This is a genomic window from Providencia sp. PROV175, assembly GCF_032707045.1.
Classification (GTDB): Bacteria; Pseudomonadota; Gammaproteobacteria; order Enterobacterales; family Enterobacteriaceae; genus Providencia; species Providencia hangzhouensis.
On the sequence record NZ_CP120533.1, the window covers coordinates 2,612,275 to 2,639,274 of the forward strand.

Sequence of the window (27,000 nt, forward strand, 5' to 3'; positions counted from 1 at the left end):
CATCAAAAAATATAGTCATCGTTGACCACAAAGGCTTTTTGTTTCATAAAATGACAAAACAAAATGTAACTCTTTTAGTATAACACTAAATCACCAATATATAATCCAGTTTTATTTATTAATTTCTATCAGTTATCATTTTGATGGTTACAGCTCTTCATAAAATAATCAAATTATAGTGCGTTAAAAATATTAGCATACGTCGTTCCCTACTCAAGTGGTGAGGCAGGACTTGAGCATTTATCTTTCCAAATTTGGTTAACCTGTTCAGGCAATAATATTTCATGTCCTCCATCAATAAATGGAATTGAAATATCCATGCGACCTTCATCATTAGTATAAGCTTTAACAATAAAACGCTTAAATCCGTCAGGCTTATCATTTTTATATCGATAAACCTCTCCACAAACATAACCTACCTTACCTTTATCCGCAGTGTAACGAGAAAAATGATATTCAATATTTCTAAACTTTGCTGCTTGTGGGTACGCTAGAACGTCATAAACATTCTTTTTCACTTGCTCAACTAAACTTAATTGAGTTGGTTTCATATATAGTGCTCCTAACAAAAATGCAGCACCAAAAATGAGTATCGCAATGATTACTTTGAAAAAATTCATTTTTATTCTCGCCATATATGACCAACTTTATAGAAATAATATTTTTTACGATGATAACCAGATATCAATTAAAATCCATCTTTAAAACGTAAATGTTCTTATATTTATCCTTTTTTAACTTAAAATATGTTAAATATAAAAACCCTTCAAAAAGTAATGTTAAGTTGTGTTTAATATTACAACTGTTTTTTACTTTTAATCATCTAGAAAATTTTTCTCATACTATTGTGTTCTTTTAGAAACTATCAGTATAGTAAGGAAAACATTACAATAATAGGAACTAACAAATGAAAACAATAGGCCTTATTGGCGGCATGAGTTGGGAATCAACGTTACTTTACTATCAACAGCTTAACGAAGGTATCAAACAACAACTAGGTGGCCTGCATTCGGCTAAAATTGTTTTATATAGCGTTGATTTTTCTGAAATAGAACAATATCAATCTAGCGGGCGATGGGATTTAGCCGGCCAGTGTTTAGCTGATGCAGGAGAGAGTTTAAAGCTTGCAGGTGCTGATTTCCTTGTTCTTTGCACAAATACCATGCATAAAGTTGCACCACAAATTGAATCTCAAACAGGTCTTCCTTTATTACATATTGCTGATGCGACGGGTGAACGCATTATACAATCAGGTATAAAAAAAATTGGACTCCTAGGTACCGCTTTTACTATGGAACAACCCTTCTATAGGCAAAGATTAATTGAAAAATTTAACGTGGATGTACTAATACCTAACCAGCAAGATAGGAAAATAGTTCATGATATTATCTATAATGAACTATGTTTAGGGATAATAAATGACAAATCTAAAAAAGAATATCAGCGTATAATGGCATCCCTTGTAGAAAACGGGGCTGAAGGTATTATTTTAGGCTGTACCGAGATAACATTACTAGTTAATCAGAATGATACGACCGTAGGAATATTTGATACTACTGCCATTCATGCTCAAAAAACAGTAGAAGTCGCACTATCTGTTTAACCAACATTAAATCCTTTCTTTAGTAACTATTGTTAAATATAGTCATTGTTAAAGAATAGTATCAAAATTAACATATTATCTAGTGCAAAATTTCATTTAATACTATTAAAAAGAATTTTGCACCCATTAAACTTCATCTTTAGATCATAATGTATAATAATATCTTTCTCTGTTGTTAATTATAACTGAGCTAATCTTATAAATATCATTTATACTTATTCACCTTAGTTCATCTATCTTAAATTTACAGATTATTACCCATTGAATATTAATTTTCTTCTAAGATAATAAAAAAATTTATTATCGAATTGACAATGGATCACTATGAATAAAAATAATGTTGGTAATGCCGTGTTGGGCAAATTTATTAAACAAAAACGTATAGAGCATCAAATTACGACAAAAAAAATGGCAGAATTAATATCTATCACTGAAAAGTCATACATAAAATATGAAGATGGGAGCCTTTCCATATTCATTGAACATCTTATGGTAATATCTAACACATTGAATGTAGATGTTAAAACATTATTTGATACCTACGTCAACGCACAACCATGTACATAAGTATATTTCACTATCGTGCAAATTGTGCTTTACATTGAAAGAGTAAGGTATAGGCCTCGACAAGCAAAAATAAGCTAGATAACATACAAACATAACTTCAACACGAGATAAGAAATCACTATGAGCCAATCAAAAGCGGAGAAACCTCCCTTCTAATATCAGTAACATTAACTTATTAGAAGGGAAAATTATGAATTATACTAAATTTAATATAGAGACATGGTTACGTAGAGAACATTACAATATTTACGAAAAAACCATAAATTGTGGGTTTAGTTTAACAACTAAGATAGATATCACAAACCTAAAAAGATATATAGATTCAAATGGTTATGAATTTTACCCATCAGTGATTTATTTATTATCACGGGTAGTTAATACCTATAAAGAATTTAGGTTTGCAAAAAAAAATGATGAACTAATTTTATGGGATGAAGTGCACCCTAGTTTTACTATCTTCCACAAAGATACCGAAACTTTTTCTTCATTATGGTGCAAGTATTCTTCAGAAATAACAACATTTATGGAGAACTACCACCAGCAATTAACGTTGCATAAAGATAATCTCGATTTGCACCCTCAACCACAGCAAGTTGAAAATGTCTTCTATGTGTCATCTTTGCCTTGGGTTTCATTCGACAGTTTTAATCTAAATATTGCAGATATTACTAATGTTTTTACCCCGATTTTCACTTTGGGAAAATACTATAGTGAGAATAATAAAATGTGGCTTCCTCTAGCTGTACAAGTGCATCATGCAGTTTGTGATGGCTTCCATGTAGGTCAGTTTTTAACTACTTTACAAAAGCTATGTGACGAATTAACCCATTAGCCTAGATTACTCTCAGTCATGAAGGAAGCTAGCCTTCCTTCATTTATAGGAAATTAACCTCGTTAAATGGATACTCTCATCATCTTTAATTCAAAAATAATAAGCTTATGTAAATGGCATCCCCAATAGCGTCACTTTGAATAAGATATTCCGTTGGAGTAATCACCATTTTAATGGTGTTGGCGAGTAAAGAAAAAATCAATTCAATAGGATCAGTTGCAGGCATGTTTCCTCCATATTTTTCTATACATTAAGTTCTCATTGGCGCTTATACAATAAGATAAAGGCTATAGCGAAGACACTATCCCCTAACAGATTTTCATCTTTTGATAAATCTCACTGATTAAAATTTAAGCATAGAATAATCATAACTTAAAAAACTGGGCCATTACCTATGGTAAGCTCCATTATATTAAGTAATTATCAACCGAGGCTCTAGTTGGTACTCTTTACCTCAAAGATTTATAATACGTTCTGTAATTAAAGATATTAATTTCGATGTATCAACGTCAGTAATAATCTTGCATTTAGCTTCATTATACTTAGCTTTTGGGTCATGATTAATGGAGGTAGATGTGTAAGCAAAACTATGACCGAATAATTTATTAGACTCATATTCGATAGTAATTGAACCGTCAATACCTGAAAAAATTTCAGGTTTAATGAGGTATGCAATAACGCAGGGATCATGGAGAAATGGGTCAAACTCTGCATATCTTCGACACATTTCTGCAACAGTCTGAGCGATAAGGCCACCTTTTTCCAAAGGACTACACAAACCAGCCCTTATATCAGCCTTACTTGTTACATCCAAACCAAGCATAGTAATATGGCGTGCACTATCAAAAACGATATGAGCAGCATGAGGATCCACATAAAAATTAAACTCAGCAGCTGGCGTTATATTCCCCTGTGTAAATGCAGCTCCGCCCATGACTACAATGTCTTTTACATTATCAACTAATTTTGGTTCTTTGATGATAGCGACTGCGATATTAGTAAGAGATGCTATTGTGCATAATGTTATTTCACCTGGATTTGACATTACCGTATCAATAATAAAATCTACGGCGTGACCAGAATAATTTGGATAATCTGATGCGGGAAGCAATACTCCAGCTAGACCATCAGTACCATGAACATGAGTTTTACTCCCACTTTTGGACATTAGTGGACGCTCACAACCTTTCGCTAGAGGAATATCCTGCCTATTTGCTAACGCAAGTAATTGTCGTGCATTATTGTGAACCTTTTCTAATTCTACATTACCTGCAACTGTGGTTATGCCTATTAATTCTATTTCTGGAGAAGCTAAGGCTAAAAAAATAGCCACAGCATCATCTACACCAGGGTCACAATCAATTATTATTTTGTTCATTCTATTACTCCTTGATTTATATGTTATACAAAAATACCAACAATAGTCGCTGATAAACAACTGACTAAAGTTGAGCCAACAATCAATCTAAAACTATTTGATGCAATCATTTTTCCATGTTCTCGGCTTATACTTGTAACGCAACCGATAATCATTCCGATAGAGCCAAAATTTGCAAATGATATTAAAAATACGGACATAATTGCATCCGTTCGTGGTGTAATGCTTGTTAATTTCATATAGTCAATCATAGCAACAAACTCATTCGATAAAATTTTAGTTGCAATAATTGTTCCAAAAGTAACACTTTCATCCCATGAACTACCCAAAATGAAAGCTAAAGGTGAAAAAATATAACCAAGAATTCCTTGAAAACTAATTCCTAAAATATTTAAAAAAACATCATTCAGCATACTAATTAAGGCGACAAAACCGATAATTATGGGAACAATTGCAAGAATAAGCTTAAAGGCATCCTGCATGTGATCTGTCAACACCTCAAAAAATGAGCCCCTTTCACCTTTATTTGCCCCCAAAGGACAAGTTGTGATATTTGTGGGTTCACTTGGATTAATAATAGAAACAATAATAAAAGTACTAAAAAAATTGAGACTAACACCAATAAAAACATAGCGTGGCTCAACCATTTGTGTATATGCGCCTAGCAATGCAATATCTACTGTTGAGATAGTACATGCAGCAATAGTATACATCTGTGCTTTAGATAGCCTTGGAATGTAATCTTTAATTGATACATAAGCAGGCATCATTCCGACTATCACAGCGCTAATAGCGGCAAAAGACTCTAATTTTCCAACTTTAGATATTTTGTTAATTAGAAAGCCTATAGTATTAATAATTAAATCTAGCGCACCGATATATTTAAATATTCCAATTATAGAGCAAATAAAAATCAAAGGTAAAAGAGCTACAACAACAAAAACCATAGAAGTTTTACTGCTTATATCTCCAAAAACAAAATCAATCCCCTTATTAGCATAATTAATTATATAATGAATACCTGATGCTATACCGTCAAGAGTAGTAAGCCCAATGGTAGTATTTAGCATGGTAAACGCGACAATAATCTCCAATGTTAACAATGTTAGTATCGATGGAAGTTTATGTTTTATGTTTTTTTACTAAAACTAAGCAAATATGCTATAAGAAAAACAAAAATTAGACTAAAAAAGAATATAAGGTATTTCATAAATATCACCATGTTAATAGATTTTAATTATGATTAGTTGATTTAATGTCTCCTTAACCCACTAATTAAAAGCAAAAAAATAATTTTTAATTTCAATATATATGACCTTGCTTAAAAGGTACGATTTTAAGCATTTACATTCAATTTATAATTATATTTATAGTTCAAGCGCCAAACACCCAGGAACATAATAATTCAAATAAACTCTATTAGTTTGTATTTTTAAACATATAATTCTTAAAATGTGAATCATGTCGCACTTGTAAGCCATACTTAAAATAAAGCTTTTTCTTTTCACAAATAACTCAGAGCATTAGTTACCTTATAGTTTTTTTCAATATCTTATTGTTATTAAGCGTTAATTTCTAATGGTCCTGCAATTATACATTCACTCTATCTCTCTCTCTTTACCACTGCACTGGAAAACTTGCTAAGTTTAAATAGAAGAATATGTTCTATCTAAATATTATAAACATAGGTTTTATAATGCCCATATAATTCTTACCGTGATTAACAATTTATTAAGTTACTAAAATTTCTAGTGACTACTAAAAATATAAAATAGCCAGTGGGATAGATATTTATTACTTATTTACCCTGCTTATACTAAATAAGAATAAGAAAGACTCAATACAGCTGTATTATTTTAGCTCAAAAATATATACTTTAGCCCCTAAAAAATGGAAAGTAATAATTGAAAAATTTATTGGTTCTGTATCTAGGCATAAAAACAATAGTATTGTTAACTCACATCTGAATAAGGCAGCTATAATTAGATTTTCTGACCTAAAACTTGCAGATGTCATGATGAAAAAGCTCAAATACTCAAGGGACATTGGGTTTCATGCACGAAAATTTATATTGCAGTAAATACGTTAAAACACTCAATATTATTAATGAAGAAACACACGAATGCTTAGTGATTTTGGTTGATACATCATTGCAGGCTAAAATATCATCAGAGCACTTGAAAGTTTAAATCAGCTTCCACCGGAGGCATATCGTCAACAGTTAGAAAACTCTATGTTTGTGTATCTCTATTAAAGTGGGGTGGACACCAATTTTCACCTATTTTACCGAACTGGTATCACTCTTCCCTCATGTTCTGCTATCATGAGCCTCTTTTTATAACTCTCGCTGATTAGGCTTTAAGCATAAAACAATAATAATTTAAAAACCAAATGTACAATTATCCATCAGCAACATAAACCCCAGTAGCAGAACGTATAGAATGACGACCAATAAAGAACAGTACAACTTAAATAAGTTGCAAAAAAGAATTCGCCGCGATGTTGGCCAAGCAATCGCTGACTTTAATATGATTGAAGACGGTGACCGGATAATGGTTTGCTTATCTGGAGGTAAAGATAGTTACACACTACTTTCCATCCTGCAAAGCTTGCAAAAAAGCGCCCCAATCCAGTTCTCATTAATTGCGGTTAATTTAGATCAAAAGCAACCCGGTTTCCCTGAGCATATCTTACCTGCATACCTTGATAAACTTGGTGTAGAGTACAAAATTGTTGAAGAAAATACCTATGGGATCGTAAAAGAAAAAATTCCTGAAGGGAAAACAACCTGTTCACTGTGCTCGCGTTTACGTCGTGGAATTTTGTATCGTACGGCTACTGAATTAGGAGCAACTAAAATTGCTCTTGGTCACCACCGTGATGATATTTTACAGACTATGTTCTTGAATATGTTTTACGGTGGTAAGTTAAAAGGTATGCCTCCTAAATTGATGAGTGATGACGGAAAACACATTGTCATTCGCCCGCTCGCTTACTGTCGAGAAAAAGATATAGAGCGCTTTGCGCAGGCTAAAGAGTTTCCAATTATTCCATGTAACCTATGTGGTTCTCAGCCAAACCTGCAACGTCAAGTTATTAAAGAGATGCTACGTGATTGGGATAAGCGCTATCCCGGCCGTATCGAAACAATGTTCCGTGCTACTCAAAATATTGTACCGTCTCATTTATGTGATACCGAATTATTTGACTTCAAAAATATTTCTCATGGAGATGAAGTTATCAATGGCGGAGATCTTGCGTTTGACAAAGAGGAGCTACCGCTTCAACCTTTTATAGATGAAGATGATAAGCCCGACTTTACAGTAGAACGCCTTGATATTATTGAAGTTAAATAAACATTTATTAATAACCTCCTCGTATGGAGGTTATTTTTGCTCGGATTAGATGCAAAAAAAAGCCGATGTAAAATACATCGGCATTACAGTGGTCAATTATTCTGTATAAGAACTCAATATGAGAAAAACTACAATTATGGAGCACAACGTTCATCGCTCAACGTTGCATTCACCTGCAGGACTAATACTGCACTAAAACCTCAGTAGTTTTATTGATTTATCTCAAACTAGGTCCGGTTATCGCAAATAAGTCATCAATATTAGAGCCATCGGCTTTTTCTTAACCACCACAAAACGGTTCCAATTAAAACGGCTAATAAAACACAAAATACACTAAAGGCAAAACGGAACTCATTACCAGGGATCCCGCCTAAATTCACACCAAACAGCCCCGTTAAAAAAGTTGTTGGTAGGAATATCATGGCCATTAATGACATTGTATAAATGCGCCGATTCATCATTTCAGTCATCATATTCGTTATCTCGTCAGAAATAATCGCTGTACGTGCAATAAAACCATCGAGATCTTCAATACAACGTCCTAATCGGTCAGAAATCTCTTGAATTCGACGACGATTGGTTTCATCTAACCAAAGCAATTTTTCTGTTGTTAAACGGGAAAACATATCTCGCTGTGGAGCCATATAACGGCGTATCACAATAATTTGTTTACGAAGTAATGCTAATTCCCCTCTCTCAGGAATTTGGCTATTTAATATGAAATCTTCCATATCAATTAAACGCTCATGCAAAGAATCCGTAAAATCACTTATTTCATCTGTAATAGAATCAGCAACCTCAACTAACCAGTCACCTGTACTTTGGGCCCCGACTCCCTGCTTTAAATCATCAATAATAGAATCTAAGGAATTTACTTTTCGATGACGACTAGAAATAATTATCCGATTATTAATAAATACCCTAAACGCAACTAATTGCTCAGGCCGCTGGCCAGCATTGGTATTTAATGTTTGCAATGTTAATAAAATACCATCGCCAACACGAATCAATCGCCAACGTCCTGAATGCCCAGATAAAGCAGACTTAACTTGGTCATTAAAGAGATCTGATTGCTGAATCCAATTAAAACTTTGTGGGTCCTTATAATCATAATGAAGCCAAAACGGTGATTGCTGGTTTGCGCTAGCATTCACGTCGATAGGAAGTAACCCACCGTCTCCATTTAACTGAAATGCATGTACAGGATTTGAATTTTGGAATAAAGAACCATAAATCAGTCCCATGCAATATCTCCCTTTTATAATCAATACGGTATTTTTAGTCGAATAGTGACATATTTGTCATTATTTCAAGAATCGTTCTCACGATACATAAAATAACAAAAAAAAGATTGAGATTAATATCTCATAAAAACAGACAATTTCCCATAAATCACAAAATATCGCCATTTTTGCTAAATAACACTACATAATTGACACAAACGAGCAATAAAGTTCATGATGATTTTTTTATTATGAAAAGGTAGTGTTTATTCCTTTTTTGGTCCTCCTTCCCATTCTCCAGAGGAAGGAGCTTTTTTTCTTTCCTTTAGAAAAAGCAGCCCGTACCTTGCACAGGCTGTATCCTATTTTAATGTTTAATGATATAAAAACTGTGGCTATAAGCGACATCTTCGGGGTTGTTTATCGGGTACCCCTTCAGCCAAGGCTTAATTAAGCGTGCATTGGTATATTGGTAAATAGGCGCGATTGGAGCTTCTTTTGCAATGATTGCTTCCGCATTATTATAATAACGGTTGCGTAATTGTGCATTCGTTTCAATACTCGCCGACTCAATAACGCTATCATATGCAGGGTTATTAAATTTTGGTATATTGCCAGTATGTTGAGATGTAAGCAGAGACAAGAATGTTGAAGGCTCATTAAAATCACCTATCCATGATGCACGTATAACATCAAAATTTCCTGTATTGCGGCTATCTATATAAGTTTTCCATTCTTGATTAACTAATTTGACTTCAGCGCCTAATTTTTTCTTCCACATAGAAGCAATTGCAATCGCAATTTTCTGATGATTTTCTGAACTGTTGTACAACAATGTTAATTCTAATGGGTGATTTGGACCAAAACCTGCTTGCTGTAATAACACTTTTGCTTGCTGGTCTAACTCTTTTTGTGAGTATCTATTGTAAAGCCCTTTTTCAGGTTTAAAGCCATCGGTGACATCGGGAGTAAAATAATTTGCAGGTTTTTCCCCTGTACCTAATACTTTATTAGCAATTAATTGGCGGTCAATCGCCATGGATAAGGCTTTTCTAACACGAACGTCATCCGTCGGTGCGCGTTGGGTATTAAATGCATAGTAATAGGTCCCTAATTGGTCTGGTGTAAAGACTTCATTAGGAATATCTTTCAATAATTTTTGATAGCGTTGTTTTGGAAATGATTCGGTAATATCCAAGTCTCCCGCTAAATAACGATTAGTTGCATGAGACTCTTGGTTAATCGGGACAAAAGTGACTTTAGTTATCACTGTATTTCGATGATCCCAATAATTTTTGTTTGGGACTAAAACAATTTTTTCATTAACCACTCTGTCAGATAAAACAAAGGCGCCATTCCCGACTAGATTTCCTACTTTTATCCAGTCATTGCCAAATTTTTCAACCGTTCCTTGATGCACAGGAAATAAACTAAAATTAGCCGCCAATGATGGGAAATAAGGTACTGGCTTATTTAAAGTCACCTTTAATGTGCGTGCATCTACCGCTTCAACACCTAACTGCTCAACGGGTAATTTTCCATCAATAATCTCTTGTGCGTTGTTAATGCCAGCTAATGCCGCAAACCATGCAAAAGGTGATGATGTTCCCGGTGAAACAAGTCGTTGCCAACTATACACAAAGTCTTGAGCCGTGACAGGGTCACCGTTTGACCAACGAGCATCAAGTCTCAGTGTAAATGTCCAAATACGATTATCTGCCGTAGTCCAACTTTGGGCTACCCCTGAAATTGGCTTGCCATGGTCATCTTGGTTAACTAGCCCTTCAAATAAGTCACGCATGACTTGCGCTTCCGTTAACCCCACGGATTTTACCGGATCCAAAGACGCTGGTTCATCCTTTAAATGACGTGTAACCTCTTGGTTTTCAGCTAAAACTGTGCCCGTCGGTATCACTGCACTCATAGCGGGTGTAGTAAATAAAATTGAAGAAATCAAAACCGTTAAAGATGTAACTGAACGTTTATGCATTGTATTTTCTATCTTGTTAATATAAATAAAGTTAACTAAAAGCTGAGTTAAGTGATTTCACGTGAAGATGCTATTATTAACAACATGACTGCATTGACTGATTAAATTTCATTTAGGTAAATTATTATTTGAACCAAATACTCATATCGCGATAAAAAACATAAAGTTATAGGATAAAAACACCCTTAACTTAGTGAGAATCAAACAACAATACAACTGAATTATTCTGTAGTTTATCTTAATTAATCATAGGCTTTCATATTTTAAAAATCTACATTCCTCCTGTAATTAGTTGATTTTTTGGCCTAAATATACATAAACTAACACTTATATTATAGAATAATAAACTAGTATATCCTTACCACTTTTCCGGTAGCTAAATAATGGCTCAAGAAACCAATACAGACAGATTTCCTTTTGTTACACTCCATAAGGCAATTTAAAAAGGTGCATAACAGAAAACGCAAGCATTGAAAAAGCTTAGCTGTTATATAATGATAATGCACCATACCCTAATAAAAAGTATGTAATATTACCTTACTTTGCCCCATGTAGAACTCAAAGTAAGTGATAAGGTTTCTGTATAAAATTTGGTCATTAGTAGAATGTAAAACTCAGCACTGTATAACTACTCATTAAAAAACCTTTAATCACAAAGATTTTTTATTAGAAGTTAGATTAAGTTAACAGTGAATCACTTTATGAACGGGAGAAAAATTCATGTCGCAAACAGTTAAATTAAAAGGTAATGACATCACAGTTAATGGTGTTTTTTTACAAGCGGGTTCAAAAGCTAAGCCCCTTACCCTTGTCACCAAAGATCTCAGCGAAGCAACGCTGGAAACTTATGAAGGTAAAAGAAAAGTTTTAAATATTTTTCCAAGTGTAGACACTGGCGTATGCGCGGCATCAGTTCGCAAATTTAATAAGCTCGCAAACGAGTTGGACAACACGGTTGTGTTATGCATTTCTGCTGACCTGCCTTTCGCACAAGCACGTTTTTGTGGTGCAGAAGGTTTAGATAATGTCGTTATGCTATCTTCTTTCCGTAGTGATTCATTTGCTAATGACTATGGTGTTGCTATCGCTAGTGGTCCATTAAAAGGCTTAAATGCACGTTCCGTTGTTGTCTTAGATGAAAATAATAACGTTATTTATAGCCAATTAGTTTCTGAAACTACTGAAGAACCTGATTACGACAGTGCATTAAACAGCCTTAAATAAACTTTTTATATCATTTAACTCACTGTAATTAGTAATGGAGCGGGAATTTCCCGCTTCATTACTCAATATAAAAACCACACTAATCTACGTGAGCCCAGTACAATGGCTGGTGGTTCTTCGCATTAACAACATTCGCAAATAACTTATTGTCACTCATTATAGAGATCAAAGTATGAGAAAGCGTACTCAATACTTTTAAGGCTTGATCCTGAGTGACAGGGCAACAAGATGTCAAAATATCAATAATAAGGTCTCGAGGCTTATGGCCATTTTTCACCAATGCCTCCCACGTGAAACGATTTTTCTTCGTTAAATATTTTACTGCGGCTTTATTCATCAGATAAAGTTCAGCAGCTGATGCAGCAGACTCAAACATATCATTTTTATAATGACTCTGGCTCATGTATTCGCGTAGCTTACGATTTACAATGAAATTAATAGTGAATTGGTCCATGGCAACTCCTTGTAGGCTGAAACCCATCAGATGAGATTACGATACCCTAAAACAGTAGCTGTCTTTGTTATATAGCAGGAAAATTCACCAATTAGCAATAGTATTAGTAAGGTTTTGCCATACTAAACACGAGCTAAAAAAGGTACGTCTTTAAAATAACATTGAATTAGTGCCCTATTCTCATAGATTTTACCGACTGTTCGTACTACAACATCTCGGCAATACTTATTCAAACCGTGGGTCGGTATTGTCGTTGCAATGCCAGAACCACTAAAAAACAAACCTATTGCTGTTAACACATAGGTTATTGTTTTGTTCATTTAAATTAGTTTTGCTCTTTTTTCGTATTGAGACCATATTCTCTCAATTTATTGGCAATTGCCGTATGAGAAATATCCAAGCGTTTAGCTAATTTACGGGTGCTCGGGTAATCACGATACAAGCGCGCTAATACTGACGCTTCATAGCGTTTAGTAATTTCATCTAGCGAACCATTGAGCGAATCTAAAGCCAGTGCGGGAGGATTTACTACATCAGGTAATTGGATATTCTCTGCTTCCAATATATTGCCATTAAGTTGAGTTAACCCTTGATAAAGGGCATTTCTCAGTTGCCTTACATTACCCGGCCAATAATAACTGCTTAAAAATTCGATTAGCGAAGGCGCCAATTTAGGCTCTGCAATATGAAGCTCTTTGGAAAAACTGGCTACAAATGTCTTGGTTAGCGGTAGAATATCTTCTTTACGTTCACGTAATGGAGGGATGGTTAATGTGAGTACATTTAAACGATAATAAAGATCCTCTCTGAATTTTTTTTCTGCCACCAATTCAGGTAGATTTTTCTGTGTTGCACAAATTACACGGACATTAACCTTAACTTCTCGTTCCTCGCCAACACGCCTAAATGTTCCATCATTTAAAAAACGTAATAACTTAATTTGCATTTGAGGTGACATTTCAGCAATTTCATCAAGCAATACTGTTCCGCCATTTGCTTGTTCAAAAAAACCTTTTTTACCTTCAACTGCATTTGGATACGCCCCTGCTGCATAACCAAATAATTCACTTTCTACGACATCATCCGGCATCGAAGCACAATTTAAACCTAAAAACGGTTCTTTTCCTCGCGCACTATGCAAATGACAAGCTTTCGCTAAGATATCCTTCCCAGTCCCTGTTTCACCAACGAGTAATAATGGCTCATCCAGCATCGCAACACGTTTAGCCCGTTCAACTACATTTGCCATGACAGGGCTAACAGCAATAATTTGTTCAAAACCACTGCCATCTGCCTCAATAACTTGTTTACGTTGCTTATCTAAAATTTCAGCCGATTTCAACAGCAACACAGCTCCTGTACAATGGAGTTTACCATGTTCATCTGCCAAAATAATAGGAGTCACTTGCATCAAATAGTCTTGGCCTTTAATGACGACTTTCTCTGTATAAGCTTCTGGTGACTCTCGTTCAAACCAACGCACCAGCCCTTGGCTACTGACTAACTGAGAAAAGGTTTTTTCTCGAATTTTTGCCTCATCATAACCAAATAATTGCAATGTCATTGGGTTAACCAACTCAATATTTAGCTTATTATCAATGGACAAAACAGGTTCTGGAAATGAGTTTAATAGCGCCCAAACAGCTTTATGCTCTCTTTCTGAAGGCATAAAATAAATTCGGCGCACATCAATAACACCATTGATACGCCGTATTTCTGCCATCAATGTGCTGAATACCTGAAAATCTACAGGTGTAAAATTTAGGTAAATCCTACGTTGAGGAGATATTTCAATACCTTTTAAATCAATATTTTGTAGGACTAAAAGATCAAGTAATTCACGCGTTAAACCGATACGGTCTTGGCAGGTCACTTCGAGGCGCATGGATAGGAACCTTCATCAAAAAAGCCGAGAGAATAAAGGTATTTTAGCCTTAAACATTAAGGGAATACAGTGTTTGTGTCACAAATTGTTGACAGCTTGTAAGCTTCATAGGTATTAACAAATAAAATCACTGCTTTCCTTAATTTTTAAGGCTTGAAATAACAATAAGTATATTAATCAACAAATGATGCTGCTGAGTGAGTGAAAACTGTCAACTCACTCTGCCAGCGATATTTCTTTACGCTTTATCTTTTTTACTGGGAATAACATTCTTTAATTGGCCAATTAGCTGATGACGAAAATCGGCTAAACGAGGCTTGTTTTCAATCCAAGGTAGTGGTCGGCATAATTCCATCGCCTTAATACCTAAACGTGCAGTTAACAAACCCGCACCAATACCTTGTGCTGCACGTGTTGATAACCGTGCGGTAATGTCTTGAGATAACCAATCCATCCCCACTTCACGAATTAATTCAGATGCACCTGCAAAGGCAATATTAATGAGCACCATACGAAATAGCCGAATTCGGCTGTAATAACCGAGTTCAATACCATAGATTGCCGCGATCCGATTAATTAGACGAATATTTCGCCAAGCAATAAATGCCATATCCACCAGTGCTAACGGGCTCACTGCAATCATAATGGCCGATTCAGCGGAACAACGACTAATTTCTTTACGAGCTTGTTCATCAAGAATGGGCTGAACCATTCGACTATATAATTCAACAACTTCTCTATCATTATGAGAATCATGGAGAGTGGCTTGCCAATTAACAATCGCAGGATGTTGCATTGATAACGCAGATTGTTTTGCCAATTTTTCACAAAAAACCTTTCCTTGCCCCATTCCATGACTGTGCAATAATTCGCGAGCAAAGTCTCGTTCCTCTGCTCGTTCTCTTAAGCGATACAACCGCCGCCATTCACCAACGACTGACCCTACACCCGCCACAACGATTAAACCACCCGCAGCAGCAACACCTAACGCAGTCCAATCTTGTGTTACCCATGATTGGTGGATCCAAACACCCAGTTGAGCAACGACACTGACCCCAAAAATTCCCGCAGCCGTGCCAACTAATTTTCTCCAAAAACTCCGTTTTGGTTTTAACGCTTCGTTAATCAGGCTTTCAACCTCACCCTCTTGGCTATCTTGTTCTGCTTCCAAAGAAACTGGAGTGAATTTTTCGAATTCTCGTTCATCAAAAACTTGGGCTTTTTTCAGCGACTCTTTCGTATCATTCTCACTACTTTCAGCGAAATCTAAACGCTGTTTTAAAGGTTCATTCATTTCAGTTTATCTCCCAACAAAAATTCAAGCGCACTGTCCATACGAATATGTGGCAATGGTTGATCCATTGGCGTTGGCCTTGGTCTGAAATCTTCAAATTGAAAACCTTGAGTTTGCCAGAATTGCTCATTTGGCAACCGTTTTGGGACTTCACCAGGATAAAACATTAGCGGTTGTCCATCACTTAACCGATTCCCTTTTAACGCAGGTAATTTTTCACCTTTATAATCCACAAGGCCACTTTCGGTTGCTTGTATTGATGCTAAACCAACACAATCCATGCTGATCCCTTCAAATGCAGCATGCTGCCATGCCTCTTGCACTAATTGTTGCAATAAAGCCACTAAATTTGCATGCTGGTCTGGTGTTACATGGTCTGACTTGCTCGCCGCAAAGAGTAATTTATCAATACAAGGTGAAAATAAACGCCTCAATAATGTGCGTTTACCATAATGAAAACTACGCATTAATTGAGTTAACGCCATTCTCATATCATTAAATGCATCAACACCACTATTTAACGGTTGCAAACAATCAACTAAAACAATTTGTCGGTCAAAACGTTGGAAATAATCACGATAAAAACCCTTTACAACATGCTCACAATAATATTGATAGCGTTGCTGTAATGCGCCAATATTGGTGTTTTTTCCTGCCTGTGCGAGCTTTTTATCACCATATTGGGCTACATTCGGCCATGGAAAAAATTGGAGTGCGGGTGCTCCTGCTAATTCAGCCGGTAAAACGAAACGACCTGGTTGAATAAAATGTTGCCCTTGGGCCTTGCATTCAATTAAATACTGGGTGTAGGCAGCAGCAATTTCAGCCAGCAAATTTTCGTCAACAGGCGCTAAAGGGTCACATTTATCACACAATGTCAGCCATGGTTGGGCTAAATGTGCACGCTCTCCCTTTATTAAGGTGTTCATTTGTTCAGACCATGCTAGATAATTTAAATCTAGCATGGGTAAATCCAACAACCATTCGCCGGGATAATCCACAATCTCTAAATATAATGATGAGTTATCGACAAAATGGCGCAAAAAAGAGTCTTCTGAACGGTAATGCAATTTAAGGCGTATTTCACTGACCCCCCGTGTTGGTGTTGGCCATTGCGGTGGTTCCCCATAAAGGGATGCAATACCTTCATCATACGCAAAGCGTGGTACTGACAAATCACGGTGAGGTATCCGTTTCACCCCTAACAACCGCTTATCACGCGCGGCAGAAAATAAAGGGAGCCGTGCGCCCGCATTCACATTCAATAATTGGTTCACCAGTGAAGTAATAAATGCGGTTTTTCCACTACGGCTAAGCCCTGTTACTGCGAGCCTAACATGACGATCAACACTTCTATTCATCAAATCAGTTAATTCACTGTGCAGTCGTTTCATGCTCCTCCCAAGACTCATCCTTTCAATTTAAACTCATTTTACGTCATATTGCGTTCTATAATTTAGCATAAAACAAATTGTATTAGGTTAACCGTTTAATTAGTACATTGAGCAACCATTTACTTGTCAATAATTTAATGATTTTACCTACGACACCGGCTGGGCCATATGTCATAAGTAATACCGCGGCGATTCGAATACCTTTTTGTAGAATAAGTTTCTTTGCAAATTTTTTAATTCGATAACGAACGTTGTTTGCCATATTTCACTCACTTTTTTATCAAAAACAAAAGGGATTTGGTTTTGAAACCTAATCCCTTATCATGTGATGGCGATACGATTTATTATAGATTTCGAAATTTACTGTTCACTGTATAAGTATCTGACGTAACGTATCTTTCAATCTGGCGTAGCTTCATTTCACCTGATTTTAATTGTGTATCGATTTGGTTAATAAGACTACTGACTTCTGGGCCAATATCTTGCTGTGAACGGTAGCCATTTGGTGCCGTTTCTACGACAAAGCACATCACGATATACAAAATCAAAGTAATACCAAAACTGACAAATAGAGCCAATACGGCTAATGCTCTAACCAAAGCAACTGGAAGTTCTAAATACTCAGCAATACCCGAACACACACCACCGAACACACGTCTATCCGTTAAACGGTAAAGTTTGCGGTTGCGAAATTGAGTCATTATTTTTGCCTCCAATTTGGGTGTTCTGCATCCAAAATATCTTCAAGCGTTTTAATGCGTTGCTGCATCTGTGATGCTTGTTCTGCTAATTGCATCAAACGTTGTACTTCATTTTCAGTTAGCTGACTCCCCTGCCCACTGTTTTTTTTGCTGTAATGTAACCACAGCCAAATAGGCAGAATAAAAATGAGAAAAATGATTAATACGAGAGACAGAAAAACGTAGCCCATCACATATCCTTATACATATGGTTAACCTATCTATGGCACTGATACGATATTACTAACGTACCAGTGCATCAAAATAACTGTTACTAATCTTTATTGATTTTAGCTTTAAGTGCCGCTAATTGCGCACTTATTTCGTCGTCTGCTTTTAACTCTGCAAACTGTTGATCCAGTGATTTTTGTTTCCCAATACCATAACTTTGGGCTTCACCTTCCATATGGTCTATACGGCGCTCAAACTGTTCAAAACGCGCCATTGCTTCATCCAGTTTGCCGCTATCCAGCTGACGACGTACATTACGACTAGATTGTGCAGCTTCCATACGAACAACCATTGATTGCTGTTTCGCACGAGTTTCTTGCAGTTTGTTTTCTAATTCAGTGATTTCACCTTTCAAGCGAGTCAAGGTTTCATCAACAATAATCAGCTCGTGTTTTAAGGTATCGACCATTGCACTCACTTTTTGCTTTTCAATCAGTGCCGCACGCGCTAAATCTTCTTTATCTTTCACCAGCGCTAATTCTGCTTTTTCTTGCCAATCAGCAACTTGTTTTTCGCCCATCTCAATGCGACGTTCTAAACCTTTCTTTTCTGCTAAAGTACGTGCTGATGTTGACCGGATTTCAACTAACATATCTTCCATTTCTTGAATCATCAGACGGATCATTTTTTGCGGATCTTCTGCTTTGTCTAACAAAGAAGCGATGTTTGCATTAATGATATCGGCAAAACGTGAAAAAATACCCATTGTTTATATCCCCTTGATGGATTTAATCATTCTGTAGCGCCTCGACCTGATTTGGCTTCCAACCCATACCTGACGCTCCGTAAGTCTAACAACAATTCGCATGTTGCTGTATTTAGCTACTGCTGTTACATATTTTAAATAGCAATTGGCGTGCCAACTTTTAAATTAATTCATATTGATATGATTTTAAAGAGAATAATTATAAGCTTCCCCTGAAAATCATTTTAGTCTATAGTTCAAATACAGGCATTTTAAACCAACTATTGGCGAAAAAAACCATGAAAGAAACCAATGAACCTATTCTTGGCGTTTCAAGTAATTTTCTCGATGTACTCGAACAAGCCTCTGAACTCGCACAACTCAATAAACCTGTTTTAGTTATCGGTGAACGCGGCACGGGTAAAGAGCTTATCGCAGATAGACTCCATTACCTTTCCCCTCGCTGGCAAGAAGCTTTTATCTCTCTCAATTGCAGCGGACTCAATGAGAATTTGCTGGATTCTGAATTATTTGGACATGAAGCGGGGTCTTTTACGGGAGCCCAAAAACGCCATCAAGGGCGCTTTGAACGAGCTGACAAAGGTTCTCTTTTTCTTGACGAACTCGCGACTGCACCTATGTCAGTTCAAGAGAAACTCCTGCGTGTCATTGAATATGGCGAGCTTGAACGTGTCGGTGGAAGCCAAGCTTTACACGTAGATGTGCGTTTAATCTGTGCCACAAATGCCAATTTACCCGAACTCGCCAAACAAGGTCGTTTTCGAGCCGACCTCTTAGATAGACTGGCTTTTGATGTCATTCGCCTTCCCCCATTACGTGAACGGCAACCTGATATATTATTATTAGCAGAGCATTTTGCTATTTTAATGTGTGGTGAATTAAAACGTTCGCACTTTACAGGTTTTACACGACATGCCCAACAAGCCCTGCAAAACTACCCATGGCCAGGTAATGTACGCGAATTAAAAAATGTCATTGAGCGTTCAATATACCGCCATGGAAATCATGCTGAACCCGTTGATAATATTATTTTCAATCCATTTGGTGAAAAACTTGCTGAGCTGCATGAATCACCAAGCCCCCAACCCATACAGCCTTCCCAACAAGCAAATACCATTTTACCTTCACTACCTTGTGACTTACGTCAGTGGCAGCAGCAATCTGAAAAAGCACTATTAGAACAAGCGCTAGCAGATTGTCATTTTAATCAGCGTAAAGCAGCACAACGGTTATCTCTAAGTTATGACCAACTGCGTGGTTTAATTAAAAAACATCAAATAAATATTGAAATTTAATAGTCATTAGTTCAAACAATCCAAATTTATTGTTTGAACTAATGCAATATACTTAGAGATAAAAAGTTTAAATTTGAAAATCGTGGGCTTTATTATTACTAAATGTTTCCAATTTCACATTGCACTTTTAAATATTACTTATCACTTAATTACTAACAGCATCAGTAAAAAACCAAATAAAATAAAAACAATAAATAACAATTAGTTAAAAGATAACTTCATCATAAAAAATTAAGCCAAATTACACTAAAAACCATTTTGACCCCCACAAAAAAAGTGATAATTAGTAATTTCCACTAGCTATTATATAAAAAATATAATTTTCTTTAGCACGTTTAGTTAATTATATATAGATAGATAATTCTATTTTAATATGATTAATGCTGTTTTATTATTTGTATTTACACCTTGTCATATTTAACTACTGTGCGAAATATATTTATATGATATCTCTATTAATATAATTCTTATTATATGAGGAGCCTATTATGAAAAATATAAATGTACTAGCGATCACCTTTTTTCTTCTAGGGTTATCTCCTACGGTTAATGCGCAATCATTGATGAAAACATTTTCTTACTGTGATGCCGCTTTCTTCAAGAAAATAAAAGATGACCCTGTTTTAAACGATATTTCTAATGCATTGAAACATAACCAATTAGGCACCAATGAACACGTTTCTGTTAATCTCAATTTTTCACCAACCGGTATTGTGACTTTTAACCGTTTTTTTGTTAGTCATAGTAATTTTGATAAATATGATGGCTTCGCCTATTTAGGCTTGCGTGGCCAATACTATTTTTGGGGATTTGAAACAACACAAAGCCTTGAAGAGGTTGTCCGCTATACGTCATCAAGAATTGCGATTATAAAGGTAGGAAATACTTATATCTACTCACCGATGATCCGCCATAATTTGCAAAGTAAATGGGTATTTAACGAACACGCAACGCAAGATTACAACTTGGAACCAAATGCTGCTGAAAAAATGCTGATTATTGAAAAAGATGAGCAAAGAGGTGTTGTTCGTTTCTTATGTACCCTTCAAGGCAACGTAACCGATGAAGACTTACACTATGTGGGTTTAAAATAATAGCTAGAAATTAAGCTAAACAAACTCATCTATTTCTCCATAAAAAAAAAGCCAGCACCCAAGCTGGCTATCAAATAAAACACTGGAAGCAATGTGAGCAATGTCATGCCTTGTCTACATAAGCACTCGGCTTAAGTGACAAAGCGAATGATAATCGTTATCAGTGTCATTTGTAAAGCTTTTTAATGAGATTTTTTCTCATTAAGACATACTTCAATGATTAATATAATAATTTAAGTTGATTATTATATTAACATCATCCCTTTTAGCTTAATTTTCATACGTTATGAGGCTAAATTTTGCTTATACCCTGTATCCCCATTTTTACGCTACAATAGGTCAATTCTCGTTAACGATGTCAGTGGTATGCGCCTATTAACTGTTTGGTTTTTATTTATCATTTCTGTGTCTGCACAAGCGCTTAATAACCAAGAGCGCTTTACCGATATTGTGGCTAACGAGGTCCCTGCAGATATACGCCAAAAAGGCTTTATTTACTGTGTAAATGGGGTCGTTACCACGTTTAACCCACAATTAGTTAGTAGTGGGCTAATTGTCGACCCTCTCGGTGCTCAAATTTATGATCGGCTATTAGATGTTGATCCGTTCACTTATCGCTTGGTTCCTGAACTGGCTGCTAGATGGGAAGTTTTAGATAACGGTGCAACTTACCGTTTATACTTGCGCAAAGATGTAAAATTCCAAAATACAACTTGGTTTACACCTACGCGCAATATGAATGCTGATGATGTTGTGTTCAGCTTTTCCCGCATGTTTGAGGTGAATCACCCTTATCACTACATCAATGGGGGGCATTACCCTTATTTCGATAGCTTACAGTTCGCCAACAGCGTGCAAAGCATACGTAAAATTAATAACCATACAGTGGAGTTTCGTTTGAACTCTCCTGATGCGTCTTTTTTATGGCATTTGGCGACACATTATGCTCCTATTCTTTCATCCGAATATGCCGATTTCCTTTCAAGCATAAATCGCCAAGAGCTGATCGATTGGCGACCAATTGGTACGGGGCCATTTCATTTAGATGACTACCAAGCAGGGCAATTCGTTAGACTTCTTAGAAATGACAATTATTGGAAGGGCTTGCCTCGTATGGAAGAAGTGGTTGTTGACATGGGAGCAGGTGGAACTGGCCGTATTTCAAAATTACTCACTGGGGAATGTGACGTTTTAGCTTACCCTGCCGCAAGCCAGTTAAAGGTATTACGCGATGACCCGCGTTTACGAATTTCTATGCGTTCTGGGATGAATATTGCCTACCTCGCATTTAACACCAGCAAGCCGCCATTAGATAAGCTAAAAGTACGCCAAGCAATTGCGTATGCAATTAATAATGAACGTCTAATGCAATCAATTTATTACGGCACGGCAGAAACAGCTGCATCTATTTTACCAAGAGCATCATGGGCTTATGACAATCAAGCAAAGATCACCGATTATAATCCCGAACTTTCTAAGCAAATGCTCAAAGAGATGGGATTAGAAAATCTAAAACTAGATTTATGGGTACCAATCGCCTCCCAATCATATAACCCAAGCCCACTTAAGATGGCAGAGCTTATCCAAGCTGATTTAGCGCAGGTCGGTATTGTGATGAATATCCGTTCTGTCGAAGGCCGTTTCCAAGAAAACCAATTAATGGATAGAAGCCATGATATGACATTAGCGGGTTGGACAACTGACAGTAATGACCCAGACAGTTTTTTCCGTCCGCTACTGAGTTGTGCAGCAATTGGTTCCCAAACCAATTTAAGCCATTGGTGTAACCCTGCCTTTGATGAAATCTTACATAAGGCACTATTGACACAGCAATTAGCCGCACGTATAGATTATTACCACCAAGCACAGCAAATTTTAGGAGAAGATTTACCCGTCTTACCCCTCGCCTATTCTTTACGTTTACAGGCCTACCGCTATGATATAAAAGGCCTAATGATCAGTGCGTTTGGTAATACCTCATTTGCTGGCGTGTATCGTGAAATGGAGCAGCCTGAAAAAGTTTCTCCGAAAAAACAGAGGCAGAAACCATGATTATTTATTCACTGCGTCGTTTTTTACTTTTATTAGTCACGGTGTTCTTCTTATCGCTAGTCAGCTTTAGTTTAAGCTATTTTACGCCTAATGCACCTCTGAGCGGCGCATCACTTATCGATGCCTATATTTTTTATTTTGAAGGCTTACTCCATTTTGATTTTGGTGTTTCAAGTATCAACGGGGAACCCATAACCGAACAATTAAGGGACACATTCCCTGCAACCATGGAGTTATGCATTTTAGCGTTTATTTTTGCTTTAACGACAGGTATACCACTCGGCATCATTGCTGCATTTTGGCGTAACAAGCCTGCAGATATTGCTATCAGTGTCTTTGCTTTATTAGGATTTTCTGTCCCTGTATTTGTACTTGCACTGGTTTTAACTCTCTTTTTCTCATTACATCTAGGATGGCTTCCTGTATCTGGCCGAATTGACCTATTATATAATTTAAAAACGGTGACTGGCTTTGCCTTGGTTGATGCATGGCTTTCTGACTCCCCCTATCGTAAAGATATGATTATCAATGTACTTGAGCACATGGTGTTACCTGTCCTCACTTTAGCACTCGCACCAACAACCGAGGTTATTCGGTTAGTACGTAATAGCACCGAAGAAATCGCCAGTGAAAATTATATCAAAGCAGCCGCTATTCGAGGGCTTTCACGGATTAAAATCATTCGCCGCCATATTTTTCATAATGCTATTCCACCGATTATTCCTAAGCTTGGCTTACAGTTTTCTACGATGTTAACACTGACCATGGTCACTGAACTCGTTTTTAACTGGCCGGGGCTTGGTCGTTGGTTGGTTACAGCAATCCGCCAAGAAGACTACTCTGCGATTTCTGCTGGGGTGATGCTAATTGGTGCGCTCGTGATTACTGTAAATGTGCTGTCTGATATTTTAGGTGCCATGATGGACCCATTAAAACATAAGGATTGGTATGTCCTCAGATAATTTTTATCGTGAACAAAAAATGCCATCCCCAACTCGAGTGGTATGGAATATCTTCTCATCAGATGTAACCTCTATGGTGGGGTTTGTTGGTGTGTTGGTTTTATTAATTTTATGTTTTGTTGGCTCTTATCTGGCACCTTATGCACTAGATCAACAGTTTCTAGGTTACCAATTAACGCCGCCGTCTTGGTCTCATTATGGCGAAGTGGCATTCTTCTTTGGTACAGACGATCTGGGCCGTGATATTCTAAGTCGGCTATTGATTGGTACTAAATCGACATTTGGTGCCGCTATTTTAGTCACACTGATTGCGACACTTATTGGATTAGTTCTCGGCTGCTTAGCTGGGATGACTCGCGGGTTAAAATCTGCAATTTTTAACCATATACTCGATACGTTACTGTCAATTCCTTCCTTATTACTGGCAATTATTGTTGTCGCCTTTATGGGCGCTAGCCTACAAAATGCAATGCTAGCTATTTGCCTTGCATTAATTCCACGAATGGTAAGAACTATCTATGTCGCTGTACATGATGAGTTAGATAAAGAATACATCGTTGCCGCACGCCTTGATGGCGCTTCAAACATTTTTATTTTATGGTATACCGTACTTCCTAACATTACCCCTATTCTCGTCACTGAACTGGCTCGAGCACTTTCTATCGCTATTTTAGATATTGCTGCTTTAGGTTTTCTTGATTTAGGTGCACAACTTCCCTCTTCTGAATGGGGTGCTATGCTAGGTGATACTTTAGAGCTTATCTATGTGGCTCCTTGGACGGTTATCTTGCCAGGTGCTGCCATCATGATAAGCGTGCTTTTTGTTAACCTTTTAGGTGACGGGTTACATCGTGCCATCAACGCGGGGGTTGAATAATGCCACTTCTAGACATCCGCAATTTAACTATCGAATTTATGACTGCAAATGGCCCCGTCAAAGCGGTTGACCGCGTTTCAATGACGCTATCTGAGGGGGAAATAAGAGGTTTAGTTGGCGAGTCAGGTTCTGGAAAAAGCCTTATTGCAAAAGCTATCTGTGGCGTGACTAAAGATAATATTCGAGTAAAAGCTGACCGTTTTCGCTTTCAAGACATTGACTTACTAAAACTCAGCCCACGTAAACGCCGCAAACTAATTGGCCATAATATCTCGATGATATTTCAAGAGCCACAATCTTGTCTCGACCCAGCTGCTGATATTGGTAAACAGCTTATCCAAGCTATCCCAGGGTGGACTTATAAAGGCCGCTGGTGGCAACGTTTTAATTGGCGTAAACGTCGTGCGATAGAGCTATTGCACCGTGTGGGGATAAAAGATCATAAAGATATCATGCGCAGTTATCCTTATGAATTAACCGATGGTGAATGTCAAAAAGTCATGATAGCGATTGCCATCGCTAACCAACCCCGGTTATTAATCGCTGATGAACCTACCAATGCTATGGAGTCAACTACTCAGGCTCAAATTTTCCGGTTATTGGATAAATTAAACCAAAACAATAATATGGGAATTTTACTCATTAGCCATGATATGGAAATGATGTCGAAACTTGTTGATCGCATCAATGTACTCTATTGCGGGCAAACAGTGGAAAGCGCAACTCCTGAGGATATTCTACAACGGCCACGCCACCCCTATACTCAAGCACTAATCCGCTCAATCCCTGATTTTGAAAGCCCTCTTCCCCATAAAGGGCGGTTAAATACGCTACCTGGTGCAATTCCTTCACTTGAACATTTGCCCATTGGTTGTCGCCTTGGACCTCGTTGCCCCTATGCACAACGAACTTGCATCAACGCGCCACAATTACGCAATATTAAAGGCCATCTCGTTGCTTGCCATTACCCGCTAAACACCGAGGAACAACCCTAAATGGAAACCTTACTTGAAGTCCGTAATCTCACAAAAACTTTCCGTTTTCGTGAAGGGTTATTTCATCGACACGAATTACAAGCCGTCAAACCCGTTAGCTTTAACTTACAGGCAGGCCAAACATTAGCTATTATTGGCGCCAATGGCTCAGGAAAATCAACCCTTGCGCGAATGTTATCAGGCGTTGTAGAACCCACCAGCGGCGATATTTTCATTCGTGGACAACGCCTGAATTTTGGCGATTATAGCTACCGTTGCCAGCGTATTCGCATGATTTTCCAAGATCCAAGTACATCCCTAAACCCAAGGCAGCGTATTGGTCAAACCCTTGAGCTCCCTTTAAAATTAAACACTGACTTAACTGGCATAGAACGTGAAAGGCGTATTATTCAAACGCTTCGCCAAGTCGGGTTACTCGCCGACCACGCTGAATATTATCCACACATGTTAGCATCTGGGCAAAAACAACGTATTGCATTGGCAAGAGCACTTATTCTACAACCCGAAATTATTATTGCTGATGAAGCGTTAGCTTCGTTAGACATGTCCATGCGCTCGCAAATCATCAACTTAATGTTAGATTTACAAGCAAAACAAGATATTGCATTTATCTATGTTACCCAGCACTTGGGGATGATGAAACACGTCAGCGATAAAATGCTTGTCATGGATAAAGGCGAAGTTGTTGAGCGTGGTAATACCGCAGAAGTTTTAGCCGCCCCTCTCCACGACGTTACCCGCCGGTTAATTGAAAGTCACTTCGGTGAACCCTTGTCGATTGATGCTTGGCGGCAAGACTTGTAATGCATAGCAAGAATTAAAAGCATCCAGAACGTAAAGAGGAGCAG

Annotated in this window: 26 protein-coding genes; 12 read left to right on the forward strand and 14 right to left on the reverse strand. The window is 37.1% G+C overall.

The annotated features are described in order from the left end of the window. Positions 1–209: 209 nt before the first annotated feature. A complete protein-coding gene (locus P3L44_RS11710) occupies positions 210–551 on the reverse strand; it encodes a hypothetical protein (protein WP_180359456.1) in 342 nt (113 codons plus the stop codon). Positions 552–907: 356 nt separating this feature from the next. On the opposite strand from P3L44_RS11710, the gene P3L44_RS11715 reads away from it, so the two are divergent. The 3 genes from P3L44_RS11715 to catA all read left to right on the forward strand — a co-directional run bounded on the left by P3L44_RS11715 (position 908) and on the right by catA (position 3,002). After that, positions 908–1,603 carry an aspartate/glutamate racemase family protein gene (locus tag P3L44_RS11715; RefSeq protein ID WP_272662530.1) on the forward strand — a complete coding sequence of 232 codons (696 nt, stop codon included), beginning with the start codon at positions 908–910 and terminating at the stop codon, positions 1,601–1,603. 324 nt (positions 1,604–1,927) lie between these two features. Beyond that, a complete protein-coding gene (locus P3L44_RS11720) occupies positions 1,928–2,170 on the forward strand; it encodes a helix-turn-helix domain-containing protein (RefSeq protein ID WP_140170548.1) in 243 nt (80 codons plus the stop codon). 190 nt (positions 2,171–2,360) lie between these two features. Next, positions 2,361–3,002: a type A chloramphenicol O-acetyltransferase gene (gene catA, locus P3L44_RS11725; RefSeq protein ID WP_004263956.1), complete on the forward strand. Its 642-nt coding sequence runs from the start codon at positions 2,361–2,363 to the stop codon at positions 3,000–3,002. An 85-nt stretch (positions 3,003–3,087) separates the two neighbouring features. Here catA and P3L44_RS11730 read toward each other — a convergent pair whose 3' ends face one another. The 3 genes from P3L44_RS11730 to P3L44_RS11740 form a co-directional block, all read right to left on the reverse strand. Next, the gene (locus P3L44_RS11730) at positions 3,088–3,228 is read right to left on the reverse strand and encodes a hypothetical protein (protein ID WP_004263953.1); all 141 of its coding nucleotides are present in this window, start codon (positions 3,226–3,228) and stop codon (positions 3,088–3,090) included. A 228-nt stretch (positions 3,229–3,456) separates the two neighbouring features. Beyond that, the gene (locus tag P3L44_RS11735; RefSeq protein WP_004263951.1) at positions 3,457–4,380 is read right to left on the reverse strand and encodes a nucleoside hydrolase; all 924 of its coding nucleotides are present in this window, start codon (positions 4,378–4,380) and stop codon (positions 3,457–3,459) included. 23 nt (positions 4,381–4,403) lie between these two features. Continuing rightward, the gene (locus P3L44_RS11740) at positions 4,404–5,450 is read right to left on the reverse strand and encodes a nucleoside transporter C-terminal domain-containing protein (RefSeq protein ID WP_272662529.1); all 1,047 of its coding nucleotides are present in this window, start codon (positions 5,448–5,450) and stop codon (positions 4,404–4,406) included. Between the two features lie 1,371 nt (positions 5,451–6,821). On the opposite strand from P3L44_RS11740, the gene ttcA reads away from it, so the two are divergent. After that, a complete protein-coding gene (ttcA, locus tag P3L44_RS11745; protein WP_140170551.1) occupies positions 6,822–7,736 on the forward strand; it encodes a tRNA 2-thiocytidine(32) synthetase TtcA in 915 nt (304 codons plus the stop codon). A 260-nt stretch (positions 7,737–7,996) separates the two neighbouring features. Here ttcA and zntB read toward each other — a convergent pair whose 3' ends face one another. Both zntB and P3L44_RS11755 read right to left on the reverse strand, forming a co-directional pair. Next, a complete protein-coding gene (gene zntB / locus P3L44_RS11750) occupies positions 7,997–8,980 on the reverse strand; it encodes a zinc transporter ZntB (RefSeq protein WP_004263941.1) in 984 nt (327 codons plus the stop codon). Positions 8,981–9,326: 346 nt separating this feature from the next. Beyond that, entirely contained in the window at positions 9,327–10,949 is a 1,623-nt protein-coding gene (locus tag P3L44_RS11755; RefSeq protein WP_272662528.1) for an ABC transporter substrate-binding protein, read from the reverse strand. Positions 10,950–11,669: 720 nt separating this feature from the next. Here P3L44_RS11755 and tpx point away from each other — a divergent pair. After that, positions 11,670–12,173 carry a thiol peroxidase gene (gene tpx, locus P3L44_RS11760; protein ID WP_004263934.1) on the forward strand — a complete coding sequence of 168 codons (504 nt, stop codon included), beginning with the start codon at positions 11,670–11,672 and terminating at the stop codon, positions 12,171–12,173. Between the two features lie 79 nt (positions 12,174–12,252). On the opposite strand, the gene P3L44_RS11765 is transcribed toward tpx, so the two are convergent. The 8 genes from P3L44_RS11765 to pspA all read right to left on the reverse strand — a co-directional run bounded on the left by P3L44_RS11765 (position 12,253) and on the right by pspA (position 18,877). Continuing rightward, positions 12,253–12,627 (reverse strand): ATP-binding protein, encoded by a 375-nt coding sequence (locus P3L44_RS11765; RefSeq protein WP_094961776.1) that lies wholly within the window; start codon positions 12,625–12,627, stop codon positions 12,253–12,255. A gap of 325 nt (positions 12,628–12,952) precedes the next feature. Then, positions 12,953–14,512 carry a transcriptional regulator TyrR gene (gene tyrR, locus P3L44_RS11770; protein ID WP_272662527.1) on the reverse strand — a complete coding sequence of 520 codons (1,560 nt, stop codon included), beginning with the start codon at positions 14,510–14,512 and terminating at the stop codon, positions 12,953–12,955. A gap of 238 nt (positions 14,513–14,750) precedes the next feature. Then, a complete protein-coding gene (locus P3L44_RS11775; protein ID WP_272662526.1) occupies positions 14,751–15,806 on the reverse strand; it encodes a YcjF family protein in 1,056 nt (351 codons plus the stop codon). Beyond that, positions 15,803–17,200: a YcjX family protein gene (locus P3L44_RS11780; protein ID WP_272662525.1), complete on the reverse strand. Its 1,398-nt coding sequence runs from the start codon at positions 17,198–17,200 to the stop codon at positions 15,803–15,805. Before P3L44_RS11780 ends, P3L44_RS11775 begins: the two co-directional genes overlap by 4 nt. Positions 17,201–17,282: 82 nt before the next feature. Beyond that, complete coding sequence (locus tag P3L44_RS11785) at positions 17,283–17,462, reverse strand: hypothetical protein (RefSeq protein ID WP_115167360.1); 180 nt, start codon at positions 17,460–17,462, stop codon at positions 17,283–17,285. Between the two features lie 82 nt (positions 17,463–17,544). After that, positions 17,545–17,901 carry an envelope stress response membrane protein PspC gene (gene pspC, locus P3L44_RS11790; protein WP_272662524.1) on the reverse strand — a complete coding sequence of 119 codons (357 nt, stop codon included), beginning with the start codon at positions 17,899–17,901 and terminating at the stop codon, positions 17,545–17,547. After that, on the reverse strand, positions 17,901–18,131 hold the full coding sequence (gene pspB, locus P3L44_RS11795) for an envelope stress response membrane protein PspB (protein ID WP_004263897.1): 231 nt from the start codon (positions 18,129–18,131) through the stop codon (positions 17,901–17,903). Before pspB ends, pspC begins: the two co-directional genes overlap by 1 nt. 83 nt (positions 18,132–18,214) lie before the next feature. Next, positions 18,215–18,877, reverse strand: coding sequence for a phage shock protein PspA (gene pspA / locus P3L44_RS11800; protein WP_272662523.1), 663 nt, complete (start codon positions 18,875–18,877; stop codon positions 18,215–18,217). A gap of 278 nt (positions 18,878–19,155) precedes the next feature. Between pspA and pspF the strand changes: the two genes are divergently transcribed. From pspF to sapF, 7 genes are all read left to right on the forward strand, one after another. Then, a complete protein-coding gene (pspF, locus tag P3L44_RS11805) occupies positions 19,156–20,172 on the forward strand; it encodes a phage shock protein operon transcriptional activator (protein ID WP_004263890.1) in 1,017 nt (338 codons plus the stop codon). A gap of 488 nt (positions 20,173–20,660) precedes the next feature. Next, the gene (locus P3L44_RS11810) at positions 20,661–21,266 is read left to right on the forward strand and encodes a hypothetical protein (protein WP_153673489.1); all 606 of its coding nucleotides are present in this window, start codon (positions 20,661–20,663) and stop codon (positions 21,264–21,266) included. A gap of 366 nt (positions 21,267–21,632) precedes the next feature. Further along, on the forward strand, positions 21,633–23,318 hold the full coding sequence (sapA, locus tag P3L44_RS11815) for an ABC transporter substrate-binding protein SapA (RefSeq protein ID WP_094961772.1): 1,686 nt from the start codon (positions 21,633–21,635) through the stop codon (positions 23,316–23,318). Then, the gene (gene sapB / locus P3L44_RS11820; protein WP_094961771.1) at positions 23,315–24,280 is read left to right on the forward strand and encodes a putrescine export ABC transporter permease SapB; all 966 of its coding nucleotides are present in this window, start codon (positions 23,315–23,317) and stop codon (positions 24,278–24,280) included. Before sapA ends, sapB begins: the two co-directional genes overlap by 4 nt. Beyond that, positions 24,267–25,157 (forward strand): putrescine export ABC transporter permease SapC, encoded by an 891-nt coding sequence (gene sapC / locus P3L44_RS11825; protein ID WP_140170558.1) that lies wholly within the window; start codon positions 24,267–24,269, stop codon positions 25,155–25,157. Before sapB ends, sapC begins: the two co-directional genes overlap by 14 nt. Continuing rightward, a complete protein-coding gene (gene sapD, locus P3L44_RS11830; protein WP_094961769.1) occupies positions 25,157–26,152 on the forward strand; it encodes a putrescine export ABC transporter ATP-binding protein SapD in 996 nt (331 codons plus the stop codon). Before sapC ends, sapD begins: the two co-directional genes overlap by 1 nt. After that, positions 26,153–26,956, forward strand: a complete 804-nt coding sequence (gene sapF / locus P3L44_RS11835; RefSeq protein ID WP_004263864.1) for a putrescine export ABC transporter ATP-binding protein SapF — start codon at positions 26,153–26,155, stop codon at positions 26,954–26,956. It abuts the gene before it with no gap. Positions 26,957–27,000: the final 44 nt, after the last annotated feature.

Bases quoted from the DNA above. Each gene is read 5' to 3' on its own strand.
- P3L44_RS11720 (WP_140170548.1), top strand. From the start codon at position 1,928: ATGAATAAAAATAATGTTGGTAATGCCGTGTTGGGCAAATTTATTAAA.
- tpx (WP_004263934.1), top strand. From the start codon at position 11,670: ATGTCGCAAACAGTTAAATTAAAAGGTAATGACATCACAGTTAATGGT.
- ttcA (WP_140170551.1), top strand. From the start codon at position 6,822: ATGACGACCAATAAAGAACAGTACAACTTAAATAAGTTGCAAAAAAGA.
- P3L44_RS11740 (WP_272662529.1), bottom strand. From the start codon at position 5,450: ATGCTAAATACTACCATTGGGCTTACTACTCTTGACGGTATAGCATCA.
- sapB (WP_094961771.1), top strand. From the start codon at position 23,315: ATGATTATTTATTCACTGCGTCGTTTTTTACTTTTATTAGTCACGGTG.
- sapF (WP_004263864.1), top strand. From the start codon at position 26,153: ATGGAAACCTTACTTGAAGTCCGTAATCTCACAAAAACTTTCCGTTTT.
- P3L44_RS11715 (WP_272662530.1), top strand. From the start codon at position 908: ATGAAAACAATAGGCCTTATTGGCGGCATGAGTTGGGAATCAACGTTA.
- catA (WP_004263956.1), top strand. From the start codon at position 2,361: ATGAATTATACTAAATTTAATATAGAGACATGGTTACGTAGAGAACAT.
- P3L44_RS11785 (WP_115167360.1), bottom strand. From the start codon at position 17,462: ATGGCAAACAACGTTCGTTATCGAATTAAAAAATTTGCAAAGAAACTT.
- P3L44_RS11755 (WP_272662528.1), bottom strand. From the start codon at position 10,949: ATGCATAAACGTTCAGTTACATCTTTAACGGTTTTGATTTCTTCAATT.
- P3L44_RS11810 (WP_153673489.1), top strand. From the start codon at position 20,661: ATGAAAAATATAAATGTACTAGCGATCACCTTTTTTCTTCTAGGGTTA.
- P3L44_RS11780 (WP_272662525.1), bottom strand. From the start codon at position 17,200: ATGAAACGACTGCACAGTGAATTAACTGATTTGATGAATAGAAGTGTT.
- sapC (WP_140170558.1), top strand. From the start codon at position 24,267: ATGTCCTCAGATAATTTTTATCGTGAACAAAAAATGCCATCCCCAACT.
- pspC (WP_272662524.1), bottom strand. From the start codon at position 17,901: ATGACTCAATTTCGCAACCGCAAACTTTACCGTTTAACGGATAGACGT.
- sapD (WP_094961769.1), top strand. From the start codon at position 25,157: ATGCCACTTCTAGACATCCGCAATTTAACTATCGAATTTATGACTGCA.
- tyrR (WP_272662527.1), bottom strand. From the start codon at position 14,512: ATGCGCCTCGAAGTGACCTGCCAAGACCGTATCGGTTTAACGCGTGAA.
- P3L44_RS11710 (WP_180359456.1), bottom strand. From the start codon at position 551: ATGAAACCAACTCAATTAAGTTTAGTTGAGCAAGTGAAAAAGAATGTT.
- pspB (WP_004263897.1), bottom strand. From the start codon at position 18,131: ATGGGCTACGTTTTTCTGTCTCTCGTATTAATCATTTTTCTCATTTTT.
- P3L44_RS11730 (WP_004263953.1), bottom strand. From the start codon at position 3,228: ATGCCTGCAACTGATCCTATTGAATTGATTTTTTCTTTACTCGCCAAC.
- pspA (WP_272662523.1), bottom strand. From the start codon at position 18,877: ATGGGTATTTTTTCACGTTTTGCCGATATCATTAATGCAAACATCGCT.
- P3L44_RS11775 (WP_272662526.1), bottom strand. From the start codon at position 15,806: ATGAATGAACCTTTAAAACAGCGTTTAGATTTCGCTGAAAGTAGTGAG.
- pspF (WP_004263890.1), top strand. From the start codon at position 19,156: ATGAAAGAAACCAATGAACCTATTCTTGGCGTTTCAAGTAATTTTCTC.
- P3L44_RS11765 (WP_094961776.1), bottom strand. From the start codon at position 12,627: ATGGACCAATTCACTATTAATTTCATTGTAAATCGTAAGCTACGCGAA.
- sapA (WP_094961772.1), top strand. From the start codon at position 21,633: ATGCGCCTATTAACTGTTTGGTTTTTATTTATCATTTCTGTGTCTGCA.
- P3L44_RS11735 (WP_004263951.1), bottom strand. From the start codon at position 4,380: ATGAACAAAATAATAATTGATTGTGACCCTGGTGTAGATGATGCTGTG.
- zntB (WP_004263941.1), bottom strand. From the start codon at position 8,980: ATGGGACTGATTTATGGTTCTTTATTCCAAAATTCAAATCCTGTACAT.